The sequence below is a fragment of the Pelomonas lactea genome (assembly GCF_043555885.1).
GTDB classification, from domain to species: Bacteria; Pseudomonadota; Gammaproteobacteria; order Burkholderiales; family Burkholderiaceae_C; genus Pelomonas; species Pelomonas lactea.
On sequence record NZ_JBIGHX010000011.1, the window covers coordinates 105900 to 128241 of the forward strand.

17 protein-coding genes are annotated in these 22342 nt (G+C 71.2%); 14 read left to right on the forward strand and 3 right to left on the reverse strand.

Features of this window, described 5'->3' with window-relative positions:
* Positions 1-20 precede the first annotated feature (20 nt).
* The gene (gene ompR, locus ACG04Q_RS24315) at positions 21-755 is read left to right on the forward strand and encodes an osmolarity response regulator transcription factor OmpR (RefSeq protein ID WP_394514215.1); all 735 of its coding nucleotides are present in this window, start codon (positions 21-23) and stop codon (positions 753-755) included.
* 154 nt (positions 756-909) lie between these two features.
* Entirely contained in the window at positions 910-2229 is a 1320-nt protein-coding gene (locus ACG04Q_RS24320; protein WP_394514218.1) for an ATP-binding protein, read from the forward strand.
* Between the two features lie 7 nt (positions 2230-2236).
* On the opposite strand, the gene ispF is transcribed toward ACG04Q_RS24320, so the two are convergent.
* A complete protein-coding gene (gene ispF, locus ACG04Q_RS24325) occupies positions 2237-2734 on the reverse strand; it encodes a 2-C-methyl-D-erythritol 2,4-cyclodiphosphate synthase (protein WP_394514220.1) in 498 nt (165 codons plus the stop codon).
* A 50-nt stretch (positions 2735-2784) separates the two neighbouring features.
* Here ispF and ACG04Q_RS24330 point away from each other — a divergent pair, with 50 nt between their 5' ends.
* Together ACG04Q_RS24330 and ACG04Q_RS24335 are read left to right on the forward strand one after the other, a co-directional pair.
* Positions 2785-3510, forward strand: coding sequence for a substrate-binding periplasmic protein (locus tag ACG04Q_RS24330; protein ID WP_394514222.1), 726 nt, complete (start codon positions 2785-2787; stop codon positions 3508-3510).
* 30 nt (positions 3511-3540) lie between these two features.
* Positions 3541-5796: a patatin-like phospholipase family protein gene (locus ACG04Q_RS24335; protein WP_394514224.1), complete on the forward strand. Its 2256-nt coding sequence runs from the start codon at positions 3541-3543 to the stop codon at positions 5794-5796.
* Here the strand turns inward: ACG04Q_RS24335 and ispD are convergent.
* On the reverse strand, positions 5769-6470 hold the full coding sequence (ispD, locus tag ACG04Q_RS24340) for a 2-C-methyl-D-erythritol 4-phosphate cytidylyltransferase (protein WP_394514226.1): 702 nt from the start codon (positions 6468-6470) through the stop codon (positions 5769-5771). The genes ACG04Q_RS24335 and ispD overlap by 28 nt on opposite strands.
* Before the next feature lie 272 nt (positions 6471-6742).
* On the opposite strand from ispD, the gene ACG04Q_RS24345 reads away from it, so the two are divergent.
* The 6 genes from ACG04Q_RS24345 to ACG04Q_RS24370 all read left to right on the forward strand — a co-directional run bounded on the left by ACG04Q_RS24345 (position 6743) and on the right by ACG04Q_RS24370 (position 14852).
* Entirely contained in the window at positions 6743-7780 is a 1038-nt protein-coding gene (locus ACG04Q_RS24345) for an RNA methyltransferase (protein WP_394514228.1), read from the forward strand.
* Positions 7781-7886: 106 nt separating this feature from the next.
* Positions 7887-8486 carry a chalcone isomerase family protein gene (locus ACG04Q_RS24350; RefSeq protein ID WP_394514230.1) on the forward strand — a complete coding sequence of 200 codons (600 nt, stop codon included), beginning with the start codon at positions 7887-7889 and terminating at the stop codon, positions 8484-8486.
* A gap of 34 nt (positions 8487-8520) precedes the next feature.
* Positions 8521-8853 carry a hypothetical protein gene (locus ACG04Q_RS24355; protein WP_394514232.1) on the forward strand — a complete coding sequence of 111 codons (333 nt, stop codon included), beginning with the start codon at positions 8521-8523 and terminating at the stop codon, positions 8851-8853.
* A gap of 105 nt (positions 8854-8958) precedes the next feature.
* On the forward strand, positions 8959-10170 hold the full coding sequence (locus ACG04Q_RS24360) for a TolC family protein (RefSeq protein ID WP_394514234.1): 1212 nt from the start codon (positions 8959-8961) through the stop codon (positions 10168-10170).
* Between the two features lie 3 nt (positions 10171-10173).
* The gene (locus ACG04Q_RS24365) at positions 10174-11688 is read left to right on the forward strand and encodes an efflux RND transporter periplasmic adaptor subunit (protein ID WP_394514236.1); all 1515 of its coding nucleotides are present in this window, start codon (positions 10174-10176) and stop codon (positions 11686-11688) included.
* An 11-nt stretch (positions 11689-11699) separates the two neighbouring features.
* Positions 11700-14852 carry an efflux RND transporter permease subunit gene (locus tag ACG04Q_RS24370; RefSeq protein WP_394514238.1) on the forward strand — a complete coding sequence of 1051 codons (3153 nt, stop codon included), beginning with the start codon at positions 11700-11702 and terminating at the stop codon, positions 14850-14852.
* On the opposite strand, the gene ACG04Q_RS24375 is transcribed toward ACG04Q_RS24370, so the two are convergent.
* Positions 14806-16593 carry a DUF885 domain-containing protein gene (locus ACG04Q_RS24375; protein WP_394514240.1) on the reverse strand — a complete coding sequence of 596 codons (1788 nt, stop codon included), beginning with the start codon at positions 16591-16593 and terminating at the stop codon, positions 14806-14808. The genes ACG04Q_RS24370 and ACG04Q_RS24375 overlap by 47 nt on opposite strands.
* A gap of 144 nt (positions 16594-16737) precedes the next feature.
* Between ACG04Q_RS24375 and mfd the strand changes: the two genes are divergently transcribed.
* The 4 genes from mfd to ACG04Q_RS24395 are packed head-to-tail and all read left to right on the forward strand — an operon-like array spanning position 16738 to position 22342.
* Positions 16738-20205, forward strand: coding sequence for a transcription-repair coupling factor (gene mfd / locus ACG04Q_RS24380; protein ID WP_394514242.1), 3468 nt, complete (start codon positions 16738-16740; stop codon positions 20203-20205).
* A 55-nt stretch (positions 20206-20260) separates the two neighbouring features.
* Positions 20261-20809 (forward strand): PEP-CTERM sorting domain-containing protein, encoded by a 549-nt coding sequence (locus ACG04Q_RS24385; RefSeq protein ID WP_394514245.1) that lies wholly within the window; start codon positions 20261-20263, stop codon positions 20807-20809.
* A 49-nt stretch (positions 20810-20858) separates the two neighbouring features.
* Entirely contained in the window at positions 20859-21569 is a 711-nt protein-coding gene (gene serB / locus ACG04Q_RS24390; protein WP_394514247.1) for a phosphoserine phosphatase SerB, read from the forward strand.
* Positions 21566-22342: a substrate-binding periplasmic protein gene (locus ACG04Q_RS24395; protein ID WP_394514249.1), complete on the forward strand. Its 777-nt coding sequence runs from the start codon at positions 21566-21568 to the stop codon at positions 22340-22342. The genes serB and ACG04Q_RS24395 overlap by 4 nt, the downstream gene beginning before the upstream one ends.

The window sequence follows — 22342 nt, forward strand, 5'->3', positions numbered from 1 at the left end:
TTACAAATTCAGGAAGCGCGATGAACAACGCCGCCAATCCCCGCCAGAACCGCATCCTCGTCGTCGACGACGATGCCCGCATCCGTGACCTGCTGCGCCGTTACCTGACCCAGGAAGGCTTCGAAGTGCTGCTGGCCGAAGACAGCCGCGCGCTGAACAAGCAGCTGACCCGTGAGACGGTGGACCTCATCGTGCTGGACCTGATGCTGCCCGGCGAGGACGGCCTGACGATCTGCCGCCGCCTGCGCGCCGCCAACGACCAGACGCCCATCATCATGCTGACCGCCAAGGTCGAGGACGTGGACCGCATCGTCGGCCTGGAGGTGGGCGCCGACGACTACCTCGCCAAGCCGTTCAACCCGCGCGAATTGCTGGCCCGCATCAACGCGGTGCTGCGCCGCCGCCCGCCGCCGGAAGCTCCGGGCGCGCCGTCCAAGGAACCGATGACGGTGACCTTCGGCCCGTTTGAGTTCGACCTGGCCCTGCGTCGTCTCACGAAGAATGGCGAGCAACTGCCGCTGACCACCGGCGAGTTCTCCATGCTGAAGACGCTGGTGCGCCACCCGCGCCAGCCGCTGTCCCGCGACAAGCTGGCCCAGCTGGCCCGCGGCCGCGAGTTCGAGCCGTTCGACCGCAGCCTGGACGTGCAGATCTCGCGCCTGCGCAAGATGCTGGAGGCCGACCCGGCCCAGCCGCGCTACATCCAGACCGTCTGGGGCGTGGGCTATGTCTTCGTGCCGGATGAGAATTCTTGAGCCCCTCGCCCAGTCTTGCCGCGCTGTACGCGGGCAAGTCTGGTCGGTCCCCCGCGGGGACGGCGATGCTTGCCGGATCGACCGGCAAGCACATCGCCCGACGGGCCGGCTTGGGGCGGCCCGGCGCTCGGCCCGAACACAACTCAACTGATTGATGCCCCGCCCCCACCTCGCCTTGAATCTTTTCTGGCGCACGTTCGCGTGGCTGGCGCTGCTGCTGGCCGGCGCGGTGCTGGCCTGGCAGTACACCTTCAAGCTGCTGGAGGCCGAGCCGCGGGCGCTGGAGTCGGCCGAACAGCTGGCCGGCCTCGTCAAGCTCAGCCGCATCGCGCTGGAGCACACCGACCCCATCAACCGCGTGGCCGTCATCACGTCGATGTCGCGCGGCGACACGGTGCAGGTGCGCGTCGCCGAGCAAACGGACCGCTGGCTGCCCTACGACACCAGCCCGTTCGCGAAGAAGCTGGCCGCCGAGCTGCGCGGCACGCTGGGGCCGGATACGCTGATCGCCCGCAGCGTCAACGACGTGCCCGGCCTGTGGGTGCGCTACGTCGTCGGCGAGGACGCCTTCTGGCTCAAGACCAGCGCAGCGCCGCTGTCCGTCAACCTCGCCGGCAACTGGTGGTGGGTGCTCATTGCGCTGCTGGCCACCATCGTCGGCTCGGCACTGATCGCGCGGCTCATCAACCAGCCGCTGCGCGAGCTGGCCGAGGCCGCCGGCCGCATCCGCGAGGGCGAGTACGACTCGCGGCTGGACGAGACGACGATGACCAGCGAGATCCGCGAGGTCAACATGGGCTTCAACCGCATGGCCCGCGAGCTGGCCAAGCTGGAGGAGGACCGCGCCGTCATGCTGGCCGGCATCTCGCACGACCTGCGCACGCCGCTGGCGCGGCTGCGGCTTGAGACGGAGATGAGCGTCAGCGACGAGCAGGCGCGTCACTTCATGGCGCAGGACATCGACCAGCTCGACGCCATCATCAGCAAGTTCATGGACTATGCGCGCCCCAACGAGACGCAACTGCGCGAGGCCAAGCTGGCCGACATCGTCGAGCGCGAGGTGCAGGGCTTCCGCGACCCCGACCAGATCCGCTTCCGCGTGCAGGTCAGCACGGCGCTGAAGGTCTTCGTCGACGACACCGAGCTGGGCCGCGTGCTGCTGAACCTGTTCGAGAACGCGCGCCGCTACGGCCACGAGCCCGGCGAGCCGGCGCGCGTGGACGTCAGTGCGACTCGCCAGGGTTCGTGGGTGGAGCTGCGCGTGCGCGACCATGGGCCCGGCGTGCCTCCGGACCGCCTGGCCCGGCTGACGACCCCGTTCTACCGCGGTGACGCGGCGCGCACGGCCGCCAGCGGCGCGGGCCTGGGGTTGGCCATCGTCGAGAAATCGGTGCAGCGCCTGGGTGGCCAGCTGTCCATCAGCAACTCGCCGGAAGGCGGCTTGCTGACGGTGCTCAAGCTGCAGGCCGGCTGAAGCGCGCCTATCGCGGCGCCGCGGCCAGCAGGCAGACGGCGCGCGCCTCGATGGCGCGGCCCTCGCCCACCGGGCCCATCTTCTCGGCCGTCTTGGCCTTCACGTTGACCTGGGCAACGTCCACGCCCAGCACCTCGGCCAGCCGCGCGCGCATGGCCGGGATGTGAGGCGCCATCTTGGGCGCCTGGGCGACGATGGTGGTGTCCAGGTTCACAAGTTGCCAGCCCGCCTCGCGCACGCGGCGGTAGGCCTCGGCCAGCAGCACCATGGAATCGGCGCCCTTGAACTCGGCGGCCGTGTCGGGGAACAGCTTGCCGATGTCGCCCAAGGCGGCGGCGCCCAGCAGCGCGTCGGTGATGGCATGGGCCAGCGCGTCGGCGTCGGAGTGGCCCAGCAGGCCGTGCGTGTGTGCAATCGTGATGCCGCCGAGGATCAGCGGGCGGCCGGTGACGAGCTGGTGGGTGTCCCAGCCTTCGCCGATGCGCAGGGCAGTCGCAGAAATCATGCACAGGATTGTCCGTGCAAACCGGCGCCCCTGCGCGCTACCCTCCCACCATGCCCAGCACCTCCCCCCGACTGCGCCTGCTGGCCGGACTGCTCGCGGCACTTGCGACGGCCGCCGCAGCCGCGAGGCCGCCGCTGCGCATGCTGGTGTTCCCGGTGCCGGGGCTGTTCGACATCGTGGAAGGTGGCCACATCGCCGGCCCCGGCGGCCTGCTGCTGCGCCAGATCGCCCAGGCCAGCGAGTTGAGCATCGAGACCTCGAGCGTGCCGCTGGCCCGCGCATGGAACACGGTCCTCACCGAGCCGAACACCTGCGTGCTGGGCGTGACGCGCTCGCCCGATCGCGAGGAACGGTTCCAGTGGGTGGGCGTCGTCTCGCGAGCGGATGTCGCCGTGTACGGCCGCACCGACGCCCTGTTCGCGCCGCCGGACCTGGGCGCGCTGCGCGGCAAGCCGGTGGTGGTGCTGCGGGAGACCTTCACCGCCATCGCGCTGCGCGAGGCCGGCGTGGTCGCGCAGGAGGTCAGCAGCGCGGCGATCGCGCTGCGCATGCTGCAGGCCGGCCGCGTGGACTACTGGTACGCCCACCAACTGGTGGCCGAGCCGACCGCCCGCAACGCCGGCGGGCTCGCGATCAGGCCGTTGCTGGTCACGTCACGCATCGACGGCTACCTGGCCTGCAATCCGGAGACCGCCGCGGACGACGTCGACAAGCTGCGGCAGGCCCTGCAGCGCCTGCGGCGCCAGGGCGACCTGACCCCGTTCGGCGTGCGCTGACGCCTGACGCGCCTGATATGGTGCGGCGCCATGCGCCGTCCGCCCCATCCATTCCACCTCGCCACCACGTTCGCCACCGCCCTGCTGCTGATCTGCAGCGGCGCGATGGCACAGCCCGCCGCGCCGGCAACCCCTTCGTCACAGGCACAGGCCACGCCAACGCCGCGCCCGCGCATCGGCCTGGTGCTGTCCGGCGGCGGTGCCCGCGGTCTGGCCCACATCGGCGTGCTGCGCGTGCTGGAGGAGCTGCAGGTGCCGGTGGACCTCATCGTCGGCACCAGCATGGGCGCCGTCGTCGGCGGCGCGTACGCGTCGGGCCGCAGCGTGGACGAGCTGGAGGCCCTGGTGAAGAGCGCCAACTGGAACGCCATCCTGGCCGACCGCCCGGCCCGCGAGCGCCTGGCCATCCGCCGCCGCGAAGACGATGAGCGCCTGCCGTCGCGCATCGAGTTCGGCGTGAGCCTGGCCAAGGGCGCGCAACTGCCGGCCGGCGCAGCCGGCAACGGCCAGTTGGAGGCCACGCTGTCGTCGCTGCTGCCCGCCACGCGCATGGACGACCCGCTGCGCCGCCTGCCCATCCCGTTCCGCGCCGTCGCCACCGACCTGCTGTCGGGCGCCATGCTGGATCAGGCCGACACGCCGCTGTTCGAGGCGTTGCGTGCGTCCATGGCCGTGCCCGGCGTGTTCTCGCCGCTGCGCGTGAACGGGCGGCCGCTGGTGGACGGCGGCCTGGTGCGCAACCTGCCCATCGACCTGGCGCGCCAGCTGGGCGCGGACATCATCATCGCCGTCAACGTCGGCACACCGCTGCTGGAGGAACGCGAGATCACCAGCGCCGTCATGGTGGCCAACCAGATGCTGCAGATCCTGACCGAGCAGAACGTGCAGCGCTCGCTGCAGGAGCTGCGGCCGCAGGACATCGTCATCGACCCGGACCTGGGCGGCATGGGCTTCATGGACTTCTACCGCGCCGACGAGGCCCTGGCCACCGGCCGGCGCGCCGCCCTGGCCGCCGGCGAGCGGCTGTCCGCGCTGGCCGCGCCCGCCGCGCAGGCCACGCTGCAGGCCCGGCGTCTGGGTGTGCCGGAGTCGGCGCTGCCGGCGCTGCCGCTGGGCGACATCAGGATCACCGGCACGCGCCGCACCAACGCCGAGGCGCTGCGCGCCGAACTCGCGCTGCAGCCGGGCGACACCGTGGGCCGCACGGAACTCGCACGAGCCGTCGAGCGGCTGGACGGCACCGGCGACCTGGAACGCATCGAAACCGAGATCGACGATCGCGACGGCCGCCGCAACATCGAGTTCAAGCTCACCGAGGCCGACTGGGCCGCCAGCCGCGTTCGCCTGGGGCTGGAGCTGTACAGCGACTTCGCCGATGCCAGCAGCTACTCGCTGGTCGCAATGCACGTGGCCAACTGGCTGAACCGCTGGGGCGCCGAGCTGCGCAGCGTGGCGCGCATCGGCACCACGCGCGGCCTGAACACCGAGTTCTACCAGCCGCTGGGCCCGGGCTCGCGCTGGTTCGCCGCCGCCAAGCTGGGCTACGAGGCCGGCGCCAACGACGTGTTCAACCAGGGCCAGCGCGCGCTGCGGCTGAGCAGCAGCCTGACCAGCGCCCAGCTGGAACTGGGCCACCGCGTGGCCGGCCTGGGCGACGTGCGTTTCGGCATCGGCCGGCTGCGCGCCAGCGACGAAGTGGTGCTGCCGATCAGCAGCGGCGGGCGCGCGTCCAAGAGCTACAGCCAGCAGTACCTGGAGCTGCACACCGACACGCTGGACTCGCTGGCCTTCCCCAGCCGCGGCCAGTGGACGACGGCCCGCATCGAATGGCTGCGGCCGCGCGGCGAGGGTCATGTCATCAACGCGTCGCTGCTGGGGCTGTCGGCGTTCCGCCTGGGCGAATGGGCCGGCCAGCTGTACGGCGAGTTCGCGCATGCCGAGCGCGGCCAGGCCCGCTCGCTGGGCGGCTATCTGCGGCTGTCGGGCACGCCGGACGGCTCGCTGGTCGGCGAGAACATGGTGCTGGCTCGCCTCGTCATGGCGCGGCGCATCGGCCAGATGCCGGTAGGGCTGGGCGGCGCCGTGCGCGTGGGCTTCTCGCTGGAGACGGGGGCGGTGGGCAACGGCACGGGGCTGAAACTGTCCAACCTGCCCCGCGACGGCTGGCGTCAGGCCGCCAGCGGCTTCCTCAGCGTGGACACGCGCTTCGGGCCATTCTTCCTCGCGCTGGGGTCGACGCGGGGCGGGGACACGGCGGCTTATCTGCTGCTGGGGCCCACCTGGTGAAGCCAGCGCTCGGCCAACTCGAAGTCCTCCGGCCACGTCACCTTGAAGTTGGCCATCGACGCACGCACCAGCCGCGGCGTCAGACCCAGCGCCTCGACGGCGCTGGCCTCGTCGGTCGCGGCAGCGCCCATCGCGGCCAAGGCTTTCTCGGCCAGACCCAGGCGGAACATCTGCGGCGTCTGGGCCGCCCACTTGTCGCGGCGGTCGACAGTCGCCGTCACGCGACCATCCGCGCCACCGGCCTTCAAGGTGTCGGCAATGGGCTGGGCCAGCAGGCCGCCGACGTCGTCGTCCTGACAGGCGTCGATGAGCGCGTCGACCCACTCGGGCCGCAGCAGGCAGCGCGCCGCGTCGTGCACCAGCACCCAGTCGCCATCCGTCGCGCCGCGTGACCGCAGGTCGGCCAGGCCGCCCAACACGCTGTCGGCGCGGCTGGCACCGCCGACTCGCGCCACCCAGGCCGTGCAGCCCGGCAGCGCGCCTTCGAAGCGGTCGTCGGCCGGCGACAGCACCACCAGCGTCTGCGCGATGCGCGGCACGGCGGCCAGCGCGGCCAGCGTGTGGGCCAGCATCGGGCGGCCGGCGATCTCGACGTACTGCTTGGGCATGCCGGCGCCGGAGCGCTCGCCGATGCCGGCGGCGGGAACGAGGGCGAAGAAACGGGGAGCGGTCATGGGTGCATTCTCAGGCGACCGTGATGCGGCAGTTGAGCGCTCCCGAGGGGCTGGTGAGGCAAGTCGCTGGCAAGGCGCGACGACGCAGTGGGCTCGTGCCCACAAGGAGGAGCAACGCAGCCAGCGGCTTGAAACGCCAGACCAGCGGGGGCGCAGCGCTGTTCACCGAAGTGACTAAGCAGGCGAGCGGCCTCTAGTGTTGACGCAAGCCAGCGACGGATGAATCGCAAGCGGTCAACTGCCGGATCAAGGTCCGGGACAATCGCCCCGTCATGCTGATCTCCGACCTCCGCCAGCGCCTGCGTGCGCTGGGCGCCAACCCCACCCATGAAAGCCGCGTGCTGCGCCACTGGGTGCAGAACCTGCCGCTTGATGCCGGCAAGCAGCCGCTGCAGGGCTGGCTGCCCAGGGCCGTCATGGACGCGCTGCCAAGCCTGTTCGCCGAGCTGGACGGGCTGCTGGCCGTGAGGAGCGGGCATGCCGGCGGCGACGGCGTGTCGGCGCGGCTGCTGCTGGGCCTGCATGACGGCCAGACGGTGGAGACCGTGCTGCTGCCGCGCGACGGGGTCTGCGTGTCCAGCCAGGTGGGCTGCGCGGTGGGCTGCCGGTTCTGCATGACCGGTGTGGACGGGCTGATCCGACAGGTCGGCAGCGCCGAGATCGTCGCGCAGGTGGTGCTGGCGCGGCGCCGCAACCCGCGGCTGAAGAAGGTCGTCTTCATGGGCATGGGCGAGCCCGCGCACAACCTCGCCAACGTGCTGGACGCGATCACGCTGCTCGGCCGCGAGGGCGGCTTCGGGCACAAGCAGCTGGTGTTCTCGACGGTGGGCGACGAGCGCGCGTTCGCCGCGCTGAACGAGGCCGACGTGAAGCCGGCGCTGGCGCTGTCGCTGCACACGACGGATGCCGACAAGCGCGCCGAGCTGCTGCCGCGCGCGCCGCGCCTCACGCCCGAAGAACTCGTCGACGCCGCCGACGCCTATGCCCGCGCCAGCGGCTACCCCATCCAGTACCAGTGGACGCTGCTGGACGGCGTCAACGACGGGCAGGAAGAACTGGACGGCATCGTGCGGCTGCTCAAGGGCCGCTACGGGCTGCTGAACATGATCCCGTTCAACAGCAACGAGGGCCTGCCCTTCCAGCGCCCGAGCTGGGAGCGCGCGCGTGCCATCGCGGCCGAGCTGTCGGCGCGCGGCGTGCTGACCAAGCTGCGCGACTCCGCCGGCCAGGATGTGGAAGGCGGTTGCGGCCAGCTGCGCGCCCGCGAGGCCAAGGGCCGACCCGCGCGCGTCGTGAGGATTCACGCCTGACGCAGGGAACAGCCACCACAAAAGGTAACTCCCGGCCGCGGCCGTGCACGCAGAATCCGTCCCGCCGCTTCGGCGCGACGACGACAAGACATCCATCGGAGGAGACATGACCCAGCTTCAGGCCCTGGCCACCCACGCCCGCACGGCCGCCCTGATCGCCGGCACGGTGCTGTGCCTGCAGGCGACCGCCGCGCCCACCGCCACCAAGTTCGACGCGACGGCCCAGCTCGGCGGCAGCACGCTGCAGCTCAACGGCAAGGGCACGCGCATCCGCCTGGTGTTCAAGGCCTATGACATGGGCCTGTACACCACCAAGCGTGTGGCCACGCCGGGCGAGCTGTTCGCACTGGCGGGCCCCAAGCGGCTGCAGTTCACCGCACTGCGCGAGCTGCCGGGCACGGAGCTGGGGCGGCTGTTCCTGCGCGGCATCAGCGACAACACGCCCAGCCAGCAACTCACCCGCCACACGCTGGCCACGACGCGCCTCATCGAGATCTTCTCCGGCAAGCCCAAGCTGATGCCGGGCGACACGTTCACGATGGACTTCGTGCCGGGCAAGGGCACGCAGTTCTACATCCAGGGCCAGGCCCAGGGCGAGCCGGTGGGCGACGACGAGTTCTTCAGCTTCGTGCTGCGCATCTGGTTCGGCAGCTCGCCGGCCGACGCCAACCTGCGCGACGCGCTGCTGGAAGCCCCCACCAGCTGATTGCCGCTCGGCGGCTCTCCTAGAATCCGCCGCCATGCGCCGCTGGTTCCTCGCCCTCCTCGCCCTGCTCGTGACAGCCCAGCTGTCGTGGGCCGGTGCGGCGCTGTGCTGCGTGGACGAGCTGGCCAGCCAGAACGCCGCGGTGCTGAGCGGCGAGGCGGCGCACGCGACGGCATCAACCGACGCCCACCCGGTCTGCGACACCGCCGGCCATTGCCACTGCCACCACACCGGCTGCGCCACGCCGCTGGCCGAGACGGGCCGCCCGACAGCCGCCGAACAGCCCGCGCCCGCGCCGGCACGGGTGCTGCGGCACAAGTCCCACATCCCGCCGGGGCTGGAACGCCCCAACTGGCTGCGCGCCTGAGTCGGCGCGCCGCTTCCCTCCTCATTTCCCGTTGCTGAAGCGAGGCACCCGCCGGGTGCCTAACGCGCCGAACCGCCTGCCGTTGTTCCACCACCGGAGAGTTCGATGCGATTCCTTCTTCCAGCGCTGCTGATCGCGCTGGCCCCCGGCGTCTGCGACGCCATCACGCTGGCCGAGGCGCAAGCCCTGGCCCTGACCCACAACCCCGACCTGGCCCAGGCGCGCCTGGAGCTGCAGGCGCTGCAAGGCGCCGAGATGCAGGCCGGCGCCCGCCCCAACCCCGAGCTGGGCGTGCTGCTGGAGGACGCCCGCGCCGCCACACGCACGACGACCGTGCAGCTGAGCCAGGCCATCGAGCTGGGCGGCAAGCGCGCCGCACGCCAGGCTGCCGCGGCCCAGGCCCGCGAGCAGGCCGCCGTCGCGCTCGCCGCCCGGCAGGCCGACGTGCGCGCCGCCGTTGCGGCGGCCTTCTTCGAGCTGCTGGCCGCCGACGCCCAACGGCAGTTGGCCGAAGCCGGCGTCAAGCTCGCGCAGGACGCCGCCGGCGCCGCCGACAAGCGCCTGCAGGCCGGCAAGGTGCCGCCGCTGGAGGCGGCCAAGGCTCGCGTCGCCGAGGCGCAGGCCCGGGCCGAGCTGGCCCAGGCCCTCAGCGAAGGCCAGCAGGCCCGCGCGCGGCTGGCCGCCTTGTGGGGCCAGGGCCCGCAGGCCGTCACGCATGCCGAGGGCGATGCGGGCGCCCTGCCCGCCCAGCCGTCCGAGGCGCAGCTCGCCGCCTGGCTGGCCGACGCCCCGGCGCTGCAGATCGCGCGGCTGGACATCGCGCGCCGCCAGGCGCTGACCGACGGCGAGCGCGCCCGGCGCACGCCCGATGTCACGGTCACCGTCGGCGCCAAGCGCGACGCCGAGCTGGGCCGCACGCAGGCCGTAATCGGCCTGTCGCTGCCGCTGCCGCTGGCCGACCGCAACCAGGGCGGCCTGCTGGAGGCGCTGCGCCGCGAGGACCAGGCCCGCGAGGCGCTGACCGCCACCTCGCTGAAGCTGCAGGCCGACCTGGCCGCCGCCGCCGAGCGGCTGCGCGCCAGCCGCGAGCAGGCACGGCTGCTGGCCGACGACGCGCTGCCCGTCGCGCAGACCGCCTACGACACCGCGCTGAAGGGCTACGAGCTGGGCAAGTTCGCCTTCCTGGACGTGCTGGACGCGCAGCGCAGCCTGGTCCAGCTGCGCCGCCAGCAACTGCAGCACACCGCCGACGCCCACCGCGCCGCCGCCGACCTCGCGCGGCTGCTGGGCCGCGCTCCCCAAGACAGCAAGGACTGAGTCATGAACAAGAAGAACACCCTCGCCATCGCCGCCGTGCTGGCTGCGGGCCTGGTGCTGGGCGCCGCCATCCTGCGCGGCAACGGCACGCACGCCGAGGACGGCCATGCCCACGGCAGCGCGCAGGCCAACGATGGCGGCAGCCGCGCCGAGGCGCCAGCCACACCGACCAAGGGCCCGCACGGCGGCCGGCTGTTCAGCCAGGACGGCCTGGGGCTGGAGCTCACCATCTTCGAGGCCGGCGTGGCGCCCGAGTTCCGCGTCTACCTGACGCGCGACGGCAAGCCGCTGGCGCCCGCGCTGGCCGAGGTCGCCGTGACGCTGCAGCGCCTGGGCCGCGAGCCGGAGCTCTTGCGCTTCAACGCGGAGCAGGACTACCTGAAGGGCTCGGCCACCGTGGAAGAGCCGCACTCCTTTGCCGCCACCATCACGGCCACCGTCGCCGGCAAGCGGCACGAGTTCCGCTTCGAGCAGGTGGAGGACCGTGCACCGATGAGCGACGAGCAGCTGCGCCACAACGGCATCACGCTGGACACGGCGGGGCCTGCGCGCATCGTCAGCACGCTGGAGCTGCTGGGCGAGGTGAAGCTGAACCAGGACCGCGCCGTCGTGCTGACGCCGCGGCTGGCCGGGGTCGTGGAGGCGGTGCGCGTCAATGCCGGGGACCGCGTGGCGCGCGGCCAGGTGCTGGCCGTGCTGTCCAGCCCGGCACTGGCCGACCAGCGCGCCGAACTGCTGGCTGCACAGCGCCGCCTGGCACTGGCACGCACGACGTACGAACGCGAGAAGAAGCTGTGGGAGGACAAGATCTCCGCCGAGCAGGACTATCTGGCCGCCCGCCAGGCCATGCACGAGGCCGAGATCGCCACCGACAGCGCCCGCCAGAAGCTGGCCGCGCTGGGTGCCACCGCCGGTGACGCGCAAGGCCTGACCCGCTACGAGATCCGCTCGCCCATCGCCGGCGTCGTCGTCGACAGAAAGCTCAGTGTCGGCGAGGCCGTGAAGGAGGATGCTGCCGTCATGCAGGTGGCGGACCTGTCCAGCGTCTGGGTGGAGCTGGTGGTACCGACGCCGCAGCTGCCGCAGCTGTCCGAAGGCATGGCCGCGCAGGTCAGGGCCACGGCCTTCGACGCCCGGGGCGACGCCCGGCTGACCTACATCGGCGCGGTCGTGGGAGAGCAGAGCCGCAGCGCCACGGCGCGGCTGGTGCTGCCCAACCCGCGCGGCCTGTGGCGGCCGGGGCTGCCGGTCACGGTGGCATTGAAGGCCCGCGACGGCACCGACGGCCAGGCGGCCGTGACGGTCAGCGCCGACGCCGTGCAGACGCTGCGCGACGGGCCCGTCGTGTTCGGCCGCTACGGCCAGCAGTTCGAGGCGCGCCCGGTGCAGCTGGGCCGCAGCGACGGCCGCCGCGTGGAGGTGCTGCACGGCCTGAACGCCGGCGAGCGCTACGCGGCGAAGAACAGCTTCCTCGTCAAGGCCGAGCTCGGCAAGTCCGAGGCCTCGCACGACCACTGAGGAAACCCACCATGTTCGAAAGACTCATCCGCTTCGCCATCGCGCAGCGCTGGGGCGTGCTGCTGGCCGTGCTGGGCATGGCCCTGGCCGGCGTGGCCGCCTACCAGCGCCTGCCCATCGATGCCGTGCCCGACATCACCAACGTGCAGGTCCAGATCAACACCGAGGCGCCGGGCTACTCGCCGCTGGAGGCCGAGCAGCGCGTCACCGTCGCCATCGAGACGGCCATGGCCGGCCTGCCGCGGCTGCAGGAGACGCGCTCACTGTCGCGCTACGGGCTGTCGCAGGTCACCGTCGTGTTCAGGGACGGCACCGACATCTACTTCGCCCGCCAGCTGGTGGCCGAGCGCGTGCAGCAGGCACGGGCCGCGCTGCCCGCGGGGCTGACGCCGACGCTGGGGCCCATCTCCACGGGCCTGGGCGAGATCACGATGTGGACCGTGGAGGCCAAGCCCGGCGCGCTGAAGCCCGACGGCACGCCCTACACGCCGACGGACCTGCGCGAGATCCAGGACTGGATCGTCAAGCCGCAGCTGCGCACGGTGCCGGGCGTGACGGAGATCAACACCATCGGCGGCTTTGCCCGCGAGTACCAGGTGGCGCCCTGGCCCGACCGGCTGGCCGCACGCGGCCTCACGCTGGGTGACGTCGTGGCGGCGCTGGAGCGCAACAACGCCAACGTCGGCGCCGGCTACATCGAGCGGCGCGGCGAGCAGGTGCTGATCCGCGCGCCAGGCCAGGTGAAGACGCTGGACGACATCGCCGACATCGTCGTCACGAAGGCGCAGGGCGTGCCGGTGCGCGTGCGCGACGTGGCCGAGGTGGGCTTCGGCCAGGAGCTCCGCACCGGTGCTGCCACCGAGAACGGCCGCGAGGTGGTGCTGGGCACCGTGTTCATGCTGATGGGCGCGAACAGCCGCGAGGTGTCGCTGGCGGTCGGCCAGCGGCTGGCCGAGATCAACCGCAGCCTGCCCGCAGGCGTCATCGCGCAGACGGTCTACGACCGCACGACGCTGATCGACAAGGCCATCCGCACCGTGCGCACCAACCTGCTGGAAGGAGCGCTGCTGGTCATCGCGGTGCTGTTCGCGTTCCTGGGCAACCTGCGCGCGGCGGTGCTGACGGCGGCGGTCATCCCGCTGTCCATGCTGTTCACGTTCAGCGGCATGGTGGCGGGCCGCGTCAGCGCCAACCTGATGAGCCTGGGCGCGCTGGACTTCGGCCTCATCGTCGACGGCGCCGTCGTCATCGTCGAGAACTGCCTGCGCCGGCTGGGGCATGCGCAGGCCACGGCCGGCCGGCTGCTGACCCGTGACGAGCGCTTTGCCGAGGTGTTCGCCGCGGCCCGCGAGGCGCGCCGGCCGCTGCTGTACGGCCAGCTCATCATCATGGTGGTGTACCTGCCGATCTTTGCGCTCGCCGGCGTGGAGGGAAAGATGTTCCATCCGATGGCCTACACGGTGGTCATCGCGCTGCTGGGTGCGCTGCTGCTGTCCGTCACCTTCGTGCCGGCGGCGGTGGCGCTGCTGGTGACCGGCCGGGTCGAGGAGAAGGACAACCGGCTGATGGCCTGGGCGCGGCGCGGCTACACGCCGCTGCTGGACTGGACGCTGGCGCACCCGGCACTGGTGCTGACGGCAGCGGGCGTCGCCGTGGCCCTGAGCGCGCTGATGGCCACGCGCATGGGCAGCGAGTTCGTGCCCAGCCTGGACGAGGGCGACATCACGCTGCACGCGATGCGCATCCCCGGCACGTCGCTGACACAGGCCGTGGGCATGCAGCAGGAGCTGGAGCGCACGCTGCTGGAAGCACCCGAGGTGGCGCGCGTGTTCTCCAAGCTGGGCACGGCCGAGATCGCCAGCGACCCGATGCCGCCCAACGTGGCCGACACCTACGTGATGCTCAAGCCCCGCAGCGTATGGCCCGAGCCGCGGCTGACCACGGTCGAGCTGGTGCAGCGGCTGCAGGCGCTGGCCGCGAAGCTGCCGGGCAACAACTACGAGTTCACGCAGCCCATCCAGATGCGCTTCAACGAGCTGATCTCGGGCGTGCGCAGCGACGTGGCGGTCAAGGTGTTCGGCGACGACATGGCCGTCATGGAGGCCACCGCCGCGCAGATCGCGCAGGCACTGCAGGCCGTGACCGGCGCGCAGGACGTGAAGGTGGAGCAGACCACCGGCCTGCCGGTGCTGACCGTGGACATCGCGCGGGACCGCATCGCGCGGCTGGGCCTGAGCCTGGCCGACGTGCAGGACACCGTGGCCACGGCCATCGCGGGCCGCGAGGCCGGCGCGGTGTTCCAGGGCGACCGGCGCTTTGACCTGCTGGTGCGCCTGCCGGACAGCCTGCGCAGTGACCTGGACGCGCTGAAGCGGCTGCCCATCAGGCTACCGGCCGGAGGCCACGTGCAGCTGGGCGAAGTGGCGACGTTCGACCTGCAGCCCGGCGCCAACCAGGTCAGCCGCGAGAACGGCAAGCGCCGCGTCGTCGTGACCGCCAATGTGCGCGGCCGCGACGTCGGCAGCTTCGTCGCCGAGGCGCAGGCCCTGCTGGCCCAGCGCGTGAAGGTGCCCACGGGCTACTGGACGCAGTGGGGCGGCAGCTTCGAGCAGCTGCAGTCGGCCACGGCGCGGCTGCAGCTGGTCGTGCCGCTGGCGCTGGCGCTGGTGGGCCTGCTGCTGTTCGCGATGTTCGGCAACGTGCGCGACGGCCTGCTGGTGTTCACCGGCGTGCCGTTCGCGCTGACGGGCGGCATCGTGGCGCTGTGGCTGCGCAGCATCCCGCTGTCCATCTCGGCCGGCGTGGGCTTCATCGCGCTGTCGGGCGTGGCGGTGCTGAACGGGCTGGTCATGCTGAGCTTCATCCGCGCGCAGCGCGACGAAGGCCGCCCGCTGGCCGACGCCGTTCGCGACGGCGCCATCTCCCGGCTGCGGCCGGTGCTGATGACGGCGCTGGTCGCGTCGCTCGGCTTCGTGCCGATGGCGCTGGCCACCGGCACCGGCGCCGAGGTGCAGCGGCCGCTGGCCACCGTCGTCATCGGCGGCATCCTGTCGTCGACCGTGCTGACGCTGCTGGTGCTGCCGCTGCTGTACCGCTGGGCGCACCGGCGCGACGGTCTCAGGCCTTCTGGCGAGACTTCACCCAGTCCTGCACCAGCTCCCTGAGCACCGGCAGCGGCACCTGACCCGCGGTCAGCACGACGCGGTGGAAGCCCTTGATGTCGAACTTCGCGCCGAGGGCCTTCTCGGCCTCGGCGCGCAGCTTCGTGATCTCCAGCTGGCCGATCTTGTAGCCCAGCGCCTGGCCGGGCCAGACGATGTAGCGCTCGACCTCGGAGACGACGTCGCTCTCGGCCATGGACGAGTTGTCCAGCATGTACTGGATGGCCCGCTCGCGGCTCCAGCCCTTGTGGTGCAGGCCGGTGTCCACCACCAGCCGCATCGCGCGCAGCTGCTCGTCCGACAGGCGGCCGTACCACTGGTAGGGGTCGCTGAACAGGCCCAGCTCCTGCCCCAAGCTCTCGGCGTACAGCGCCCAGCCTTCGACATAGGCCGTGTAGTGGCTGCCGAAGCGGCGGAACGCGGGCAGGGTCTGGTCTTCCTGCGCGATGGCGATCTGGAAATGGTGGCCCGGCGACGCCTCGTGCAGCGACAGCGTCTCCATGCCGAAGATGGGCTGGGCCTTCAGATTGAAGGTGTTCACGTAGAACACGCCCGGGCGCGAGCCGTCGGCGGCGGGCTCCTGGTAGGACGCTCCGGCCGCGCTCTCGGCGCGGAAGGCCTCCACCTCGCGCACCTCGTAGTCGGCCTTGGGCGCGATGTCGAACAGTTTCGGCGTCAGGCCGTTGATCTTCTTCTGCAGCTCGCGGTAGCCGGCCAGCAGGTCCTCAGGTCTCGTGAAGTAGTACTTCGGGTCGTCGTTGAGGTGCTTGAAGAAGGCCTTCAGGTCGCCCTGGAAGCCGACTCGCCTCCGCACGCCTTCCATCTCGCCGAGGATGCGCGCCACTTCCTTCAGGCCGATGGCATGGATCTCGTCGGGCGACAGCGCCACCGTCGTGGACTGGCGCACCCGGTGCGCGTACCAGGCCCGTCCGTTGGGCAGCGCCGACCACGCCGTGCTGGCGCGCGCCCTCGGCGTGTACTCGTCACGCACGAAGGCCAGCAGCCGGCCGTAGGCGGGCAGCACCTGCGCGGCGAGCAGCTGGCGCATCGCCGCCGTGATGCGCTCTCGGTCGGCGGCGGGCACCGCGTCGGGGAAGTCCTTGACCGGGCCCCAGAACAGGCTCTTCTCGGGGTCGGTCACGGCCAGCGCCGTCAGTTGCGGCAGCACCTTGTCCATGACGGCCCGGGGCTGCGTGACGCCCGCCTTCAGCCCGTCGCGCATGTTGGCGATGAGGCCGTCGAACAACGGCGGCGCCTTGGCCAGGCGAGCCAGCCAGTCGTCGTAGTCCTTCACCGTCTTGAACGGCTGGATGGACTGGCCCGTGCCCATCTGCGCGAGGAAGCTGGGCATGCCGCCGATCTGGCTGATGGGCTGCATCCATTCGGGGAAACGCTCGCCGGCGAGGTCCTGCTCCAGGTCCAGCTTCAGCATGCTGTAGGAGACCCGGTCCTTGGCGTCCAGCTTGGCCTTGTCGAAGCCGGCCAGCGCCCTGAGCCGCTGCTGCAGTTCGCGCTTGGCCCTGGCACGGTAGGCGGCCGTTGTCGTGTCGGGCAACTGGGCGTTGTAGCGCGGGTCACCCAGCGATGTGGCGAGGATGGGGTCGCGCTGCAACGTCTGCTCCCACTGGGCGTCCAGCCATTGGTGGAAGCGTTGGCTCTCGCTGAGCCTGGGATTGGCGGCGAGGGCGGGAAGGCTGAGGACAAGGCTGGCGGCCAAGAGGCTCAGAGCGTGACGACGGCGCATGGCATCTCCGGTGGGAAGTGCCGCGATGCTGCCATGCCGCTGTCATCAGGCCAAAAGACAGGGCCGGCGGGCGCAAGCCAGCCTCCCTAGAATCCCGCCGAGCCCCGCTTCGGGGCTGTTGTCGTTTGTAGGTTGTAGGTTTCCATGACGCTGCCCTCGCTGCCGGCCATCCAGCCCGGCAAGAAGTTCACCCACCCCCGACCGCTGGGCTCGGCCGACGCGCTGCTGCTCGGCCGCTTCGTGCAGCAACAGCGCGACGCCGGCCGGTTGGCCGCCATCTTCACGGCGGAACCGGGCGACACGCAGCGGCTGGAGGACGAGCTGAAGTTCTTCGCCCCCGAGCTGAAGGTGGCCGTGTTCCCGGACTGGGAAACGCTGCCCTACGACAGCTTCAGCCCCCACCAGGACCTGATCTCCGAGCGACTGGCCACGCTGTGGGAGCTGCTGCAGGCGACGAAGACGAAGTCCATCGACGTGGTGCTGATGCCGGCTTCCACGGCGCTGGTGCGGCTGGCACCGCCCAGCTTCCTCGCGGCGACAACCTTCAACTTCAAGCAGAAGCAGCGCCTCGACGAGGCCTCGCTGCGCGCGCAGCTGACGCTGGCCGGCTACACCCACGTGAGCCAGGTCGTGCAGCCCGGCGAGTACGCGGTGCGCGGCGGCCTCATCGACCTGTTCCCGATGGGCTCCAACGTGCCCTACCGCGTCGACCTGTTCGGCGACGAGGTGGACTCCATCCGCACCTTTGACCCCGACACCCAGCGCAGCCTCTACCCGGTGCCCAGCGTGCGGCTGCTGCCCGGCCGCGAGTTCCCGATGGACGAGGCGGCGCGCAAGGCCTTCCGCAACCGCTGGCGCGAGAAGATGGAGGGCGATCCGACCAAGTCGCGCATCTACCGCGACATCGGCGAAGGTGTGGCCTCCGGCGGCATCGAGTACTACCTGCCCATCTTCTTCGAGCAGACGGCCACCGTCTTCGACTACCTGGGCGAGACCGCCGGCCTCGCGCTGCACGGCGAGGTGGACGAAGCCATCCAGCGCTTCTGGACGGACACCCGGGAGCGCCACCGCTTCCTGCAGCACGACCCCGAGCGGCCCATCCTGGCGCCGGGCGAGATCTTCCTGACAGCGGAAGACTTCTTCGGCCTGACCAGGCCGCACGCGGTGCTGTCGGTGCGCGGCGCAGACCCGGTCGACTTCGCCCGGCCGCTGCCCGACATCAGCGTCGAGCGCGGCGTGCAGGAGCCGCTCGCGCGCCTGGAGGCACACCTCAAGAGCACGCCGCACCGCGTGCTGCTGCTGGCCGAAAGCGAGGGACGGCGCGAGAGCCTGCTGGAGCAACTGCGCGACCACAAGATCGACCCGCCGTCGGTGAAGGACCTCGCCGAGTTCTGGGCCGGTGATGAGAAGTACGCCATCACCGCGGCCCCGCTGGCGAGCGGCTTCTTCTGGGTGGACGCGGAGCGGCCCGTCCAGCTCATCACCGAGACCGAGCTGTTCGCCACCACGCCCACCACGCGGCGCCGGCGCAAGCAGGAACAGGTCAGCGACGTCAACGCGCTGATCAAGGATCTGTCCGAGCTGAAGGTGGGCGACCCGGTCGTGCACATCAACCACGGGATCGGGCGTTACCAGGGTCTGGTCAACATCGACCTGGGCGACGGGCAGAAGAGCGAATTCCTGCACCTGGAGTACGCCGACAAGGCCACGCTGTACGTGCCCGTGGCGCAGCTGCACCTGATCGGCCGCTACACCGGCGTCAGCCCCGAGGAAGCGCCGCTGCACAAGCTGGGCTCCGGCCAGTGGGAGAAGGCCAAGCGCAAGGCCGCCGAGCAGGTGCGCGACACCGCCGCCGAGCTGCTGAACCTCTACGCCCGCCGCGCCGCCCGCGAAGGCCACGCCTTCCGCTACTCGGGGCATGACTACGAGGCCTTCGCCGCCTCGTTCGGCTTTGAGGAAACGCCCGACCAGCGCGCCGCCATCCACGCGGTCATCCAGGACATGATTTCCCCGAAGCCGATGGACCGCCTGGTCTGCGGCGACGTGGGCTTCGGCAAGACCGAGGTCGCCTTGCGCGCGGCGTTTGTGGCGGTCATGGGCGGCAAGCAGGTCGCCATCCTGGCCCCCACCACGCTGCTGGCCGAGCAGCATTACCAGAACATCGCGGACCGCTTCGGCGCCTGGCCGGTGAAGGTGGCCGAGATGAGCCGCTTCCGCTCCGCCAAGGAAATCAAGGCGGCGATGGAAGGCATTGCCGACGGCAGCATCGACATCGTCGTGGGCACGCACAAGCTGCTGTCCGCCGAGGTGAAGTTCAACCGCCTGGGCCTGCTGGTCATCGACGAGGAACACCGCTTCGGTGTGCGCCACAAGGAGGCGATGAAGGCGATGCGGGCCGAGGTGGACGTGCTCACGCTCACCGCCACGCCCATCCCCCGCACACTGGGCATGGCGCTGGAAGGCCTGCGCGACCTGTCCGTCATCGCCACCGCGCCGCAGCGGCGCCTGGCCATCAAGACCTTTGTGCGCGCCGAGAGCAGCGGCACCATCCGCGAGGCCGTGCTGCGCGAACTCAAGCGCGGCGGGCAGGTCTACTTCCTGCACAACGAGGTCGAGACCATCGAGAACCGCCGCCAAAAGCTCGAAGAGTTGCTGCCCGAGGCGCGCATCGTCGTGGCCCACGGCCAGATGCCCGAGCGCGAGCTGGAGCGGGTGATGCGCGAGTTCGTGCAGGGCAAGCACAACCTGCTGCTGTGCTCCACCATCATCGAGACCGGCATCGACGTGCCGAGCGCCAACACCATCGTCATCAGCCGCGCCGACAAGTTCGGCCTGGCGCAGCTGCACCAGCTGCGCGGCCGCGTGGGCCGCAGCCACCACCAGGCCTATGCCTACCTGATGGTGCCGGACCTGCAGGGCCTGACCAAGCAGGCCACGCAGCGGCTGGACGCCATCCAGGCGATGGAAGAACTGGGCTCGGGCTTCTACCTCGCGATGCACGACCTGGAGATTCGCGGCGCCGGCGAGGTGCTGGGCGACAACCAGAGCGGCAACATGATGGAAGTGGGCTTCCAGCTCTACAACGACATGCTGTCCGAGGCCGTGCGCGCGCTGAAGAGCGGCCGCGAGCCCGACCTGCTCTCGCCCACCGGTGCCTTCTCCACCAACACCGAGATCAACCTGCACGCGCCGGCGCTGCTGCCCGACGCCTACTGCGGCGACGTGCAGGTGCGGCTCTCGCTCTACAAGCGCCTGGCCACGGCCGAGAAGCCCGAGCAGATCGACGCGATGCTGGAAGAGATCACCGACCGCTTCGGCAAGCTGCCCACGCAGGGCCAGACGCTGTTCGACCTGCACCGCCTGCGCGTGCTGGCCAAGCCCTACGGCGTCATCAAGGTGGACGCCGCGCCGGGGCTGATCAACCTCAACTTCCGCCCCAATCCGCCCATCGACCCGATGCGCGTCATCGAGCTGGTGCAGAAGAACCGCAACATCAAGCTGGTGGGCAACGAGAAGCTGCGCATCGAAAAGCAGCTGTCCAGCCCGCAGGACCGTGCGCAGGCGGTGCGCGAGGTGCTGCGGCTGCTGGGCCAGCCGGTGAAGGCAAGCTAGGGGCTGCGGCGGCCGTATCGGCTGCCTAGACTTCGTCGCCAAACCGGAGATGCCGATGAAGACCCTGCTTGCCTCGCTCGCGTTGCTGCCACTGCCGGCGCTGGCCGCCGGCCTGCTGGGCACCACGGTGGACGTGCGCTACGACTACGAGGGCGACGAGGCCTGGCACACGCTGGACAGCGTCGTCGTCGGCCCCGGCGTGGAGCTCACCTGCCCCGGCAGCGCCCAGGCCTGCAGCGTGCTGCAGGCCGCCACGCAGACGGTGGACATCGGCGATCACGGCCTGCGCTATGCCTACAGCGGCGCGGGTGGCGCCACCGCCAGCTTCGACAACCTGGCCATCAACGGCTTCACGTTCGAGCGGCTGTACGGCAACGGCACCGTCATCACCGGTGTCACCGTCGCCGACACCAGCCTCGCCGGCTTCAACCCGGCGCGCATCAGCTTCACGGCGCACAGCGTGTCGGTGCGCATGGGCGGACTGACGCTGGGCAGCTCGGCTTTCCTGCAGCTCAGCCTGCAGACGGCGCCGGTGCCGGAGCCCGGCAGCGCCGCACTGCTGCTGGGTGGGCTGGCGCTGTTGCTGGCGCGTCGGCGCCGCTGACCGCCCCCGGGATAATGGCGGGCATCGTCTGCCTGCCTGCTCCCGCCCCGTGACCTCCTCCACCGCCCCCGGCCTCGTCCTGCGCGACGGCCCCGCGCTGCCACCGCTGTCCCACTTCAAGCTCGCCGCCTTCGACATGGACTCGACGCTGATCAGCATCGAGTGCATCGACGAGATCGCCGCGCTGGCCGGCAAGGGCGACGAAGTCGCCGCCATCACCGAGGCGGCGATGCGCGGCGAGATCACCGACTTTCGCGACAGCCTGCGCCGCCGCCTCGCCATCCTGGCCGGCGTGCCCGCCAGCGTGCTGGACCGCGTGCTGGCCGAACGGCTGACCTTCAACCCCGGCGCCCGCGAACTCTGCGCGGCGCTGAAGGCGGCCGGCCTGAAGCTGGTGCTCGTCTCCGGTGGCTTCACGTTCTTCACGCGCTTCGTCGCGGCCGAGCTGGGCATGGACTTCGTGCGCAGCAACGAGCTGGAGATCGCCGACGGCGCCCTCACCGGCCGCGTCGTCATGCAGGACTGGGGCGACATCTGCGACGGCGAGGAGAAGCGCCGCATGCTGCTGCAGTGCTGCGAGGCCATCGGCTGCACGCCTGACCAGGCCATGGCCGTCGGCGACGGCAGCAACGACCTGCCGATGATGGGCGCGGCGGGCCTGTCGGTGGCCTATCACGCCAAGCCCAAGGTGCGCGAAGCCGCCCGCGTCGCCATCGACGAAGGCGGCCTGGACCGGCTGCTGACGCTGCTGAGCCCGTGACCTTCGACCGGCCAGCGACGCCACGCCCGCGCCCGCCCGCGCGGTGGCTGCTGGCACTGACACTGGCGCTTGCGCTGGCCGCACCGCCTGCGGCCAGGGCGGCCGACGAGCGCGACCGCCCGCTGCGCTACGTGGTGCCCACCAACCAGGCCATGCCGCTGCTGGCCATGCAGGGCCAGCAGCCGGTGGATGGCCTGCTCAAGGACATCGCGCAAGCGCTGGCGACGCGGCTGGGGCGACCGCTGCAGTACGTGGTGCTGCCCAGCAAGCGGGCAGCCTCGGCCCTGAAACGCGGCGAGGCCGACGTGCACTGCTACGTCCAGCCCGGCTGGCTGGAAGGCGAGCTGCTGTGGACGCAGCGTTTCATCACGTCGGCCGAGGTGGTGGCCGCGGCGCACGGCGCGCCGGCCATCGAGTCGCTGGACGCCCTGGCCGGCGAACCGCTGGGCACCGTGCTCGGCTACCGCTACGCCACGCCCGAGCGCGTGCTGGGCGAGCGCATCGTGCGGCGCGACGTCGTGGACGCGGAAACCAACCTGCGCCGCCTTGCGCTGGGCCGCGTGCGCTATGCGTTGACCGACCGGCTGTCGCTGCAGCACTTCGTCAAGCGCCATCCGCCAACCGGGTTGCGCGAAGTGCTGGAATTCGACCGGACCGAACTGGGCTGCGCGGTCTCACCCCGCGAGGCCGGCGCGCTGGACGCCATCAACCAGGCGCTGCGGAGCATGCGCAACGAGGGGCGTCTGGACCAGATCCTGGACCGCTACCGCTGA